This window comes from Mesorhizobium sp. M4A.F.Ca.ET.090.04.2.1, assembly GCF_003999085.1.
GTDB lineage: Bacteria > Pseudomonadota > Alphaproteobacteria > Rhizobiales > Rhizobiaceae > Mesorhizobium.
Map to the genome: position 1 here is coordinate 1 of NZ_RZOT01000815.1, position 1,597 is coordinate 1,597.

At 68.0% G+C, this 1,597-nt stretch carries 2 protein-coding genes; both read left to right on the forward strand.

Going from position 1 to position 1,597, the window contains the following annotated elements; genetic code table 11:
* Nucleotides 1-506, forward strand: a 506-nt coding sequence (locus EN781_RS32155) for a glutathione S-transferase family protein (protein WP_145965773.1), incomplete at its 5' end; no start/stop codon positions are given.
* On the forward strand, nt 487-1,597 hold a 1,111-nt coding region (queG, locus tag EN781_RS32160), incomplete at its 3' end, for a tRNA epoxyqueuosine(34) reductase QueG (RefSeq protein WP_127400709.1). The genes EN781_RS32155 and queG, both read left to right, overlap by 20 nt.

Below are 1,597 nucleotides of genomic sequence, written 5' to 3' on the forward strand. Positions count from 1 at the left end.
GCGCCATGGTGATCGCCGAATATCTCGACGAGACGCGCGGGGTGCTCAAGCGCGACAAGCGGCTGTTCGCCGAGGACCCGATGGAGCGCGCCGAGATCCGCCGGCTGACCGACTGGTACCTGAACAAGGCCGAGAGCGAGGTGACCAGGCATCTGGTGCGCGAGCGCGTGCTGAAGCCGGTGATGCCGGAGACGGCGGGAGGCGGCTCGCCCGATTCGGCGGCGATCCGCGCCGCGCGCGCCAACATCCGCCAGCACATGAAATACACCAACTGGCTGGCCGGCACCCGCCACTGGCTGGCCGGCAACAGGGTCACCTATGCCGACCTCGCGGCGGCGGCGGCCCTTTCGGTGCTCGACTATCTGGGCGAGATCGACTGGCGCGAGCACAGCGCGGCGCGCGAATGGTATACAAGGGTTAAATCACGGCCCTCGTTCCGGCCGCTTCTGTCGGACCGGGTGCGCGGCCTGTCGCCGGTGTCGCATTATGCGGACCTCGATTTCTAGGACGCAAAGCCTGCGCGCGCTGATCGACCGCGAGGCGAGGCGCGCCGGTTTCGACGCCGTCGCCGTCACCCGGCCGGACGCCATCCCGCTGGCGCCGGCCAGACTCGCCGAATTCGTCGCCGACGGTTTTCATGGCTCGATGGGCTGGATCGCCGAGACGATCGAGCGCCGCGCCGAACCATCCACGCTGTGGCCAGAGGTTCGCTCGATCATCGTGCTGGCGATGAATTACGGCCCGGACCGCGATCCGCGCGGCATTCTCGCAAAGCACGACCGCGGCGCGATCTCGGTCTATGCGCAAAACCGTGACTATCACGAGGTGATGAAGGGCAGGCTGAAGGAGATCGCAGGCAAGATCGTCGCCCGCGCCGGCGGCGACGTGAAGGTCTTCGTCGACACCGCCCCGGTGATGGAAAAGCCGCTGGCCGAAGCCGCCGGGCTGGGCTGGCAGGGCAAGCACACCAACCTGGTCAGCCGCGAACACGGCTCCTGGTTGTTCCTCGGCACAATCTTCACCACCGCCGAGCTCGCGCCCGACACAGCGGAAGAGGACCATTGCGGCTCCTGCCGCGCCTGCCTCGACGCCTGCCCGACCGACGCCTTCCCGGCGCCCTACCGGCTCGATGCGCGGCGCTGCATCTCCTATCTCACCATCGAGAACAAGGGGCCGATCCCGCGCGAATTCCGCGACAAGATCGGCAACCGCATCTATGGCTGCGACGATTGTTTGGCCGCCTGTCCGTGGAACAAGTTCGCCCAAGCCGCCTCGGAGGCCAAGCTTGCCGCGCGCGACGACCTGCGCGAGCCGCCGCTGGCGGAGCTGCTGGCGCTCGACGACGCAGCTTTCCGCAGCTTCTTCTCGGGCTCGCCGATCAAGCGCATCGGCCGCGACCGGTTCATCCGCAACGTATTGATCGCCGCCGGCAATTCGGGCGGCGCCGCGCTGGCGGGCGTGGTGCGCGGCCTGCTCGACGATGCCTCGCCACTGGTGAGGGGCGCTGCCGTCTGGGCATTGTCCAGGCTTCTGCCTGCTATCGACTTCGCCCAGCTGGCCGCCACCGCCCTGGCAACCGAAGATGACATGACCTGTC